Origin of the sequence: Pseudomonas sp. 2995-1 (assembly GCF_002742505.1) — a bacterium.
Lineage (GTDB): Bacteria > Pseudomonadota > Gammaproteobacteria > Pseudomonadales > Pseudomonadaceae > Aquipseudomonas > Aquipseudomonas sivasensis.
Genome location: NZ_LJSA01000628.1, coordinates 1 through 383, shown reverse-complemented (window position 1 = coordinate 383; position 383 = coordinate 1). Strand labels below are relative to the sequence as shown.

Annotated in this window: 1 protein-coding gene; it reads left to right on the top strand. The window is 54.6% G+C overall.

What is annotated here, in order from left to right; genetic code table 11:
• On the top strand, positions 1–383 hold a 383-nt coding region (locus AOA61_RS31425; protein ID WP_158234844.1), incomplete at both ends, for a hypothetical protein.

Here is a 383-nt window from a genome sequence, read left to right as displayed (position 1 = left end):
GACAGCAATAAAGACGGTTACTACGCCATCGTTGGCAACAACGTTGTCCTGACTCAGGCCGGTGCTGACTTCGTTAACGCGGGCAACAAATTGCCTGCGTTCGATCTGACCGTGACTGACGCTGACAAAGGCAGCGCAACTGCCGCCGCTACTCCGGATGTGACGCTGGTCAACGACCTGCCGACCATCGAAGTAACCGCGAATCCGTTGGTTGAAGACGCTGTCAGCAAAGACACTGTTGCGGGCTCGTTCACCGTGGGTGACGAAGAAACCCCAGTTGCCGATTTGAAAGTCACCTTCACCGGTGACAGCAATAAAGACGGTTACTACGCCATCGTTGGCAACAACGTTGTCTTGACTCAGGCCGGTGCTGACTTCGTTAA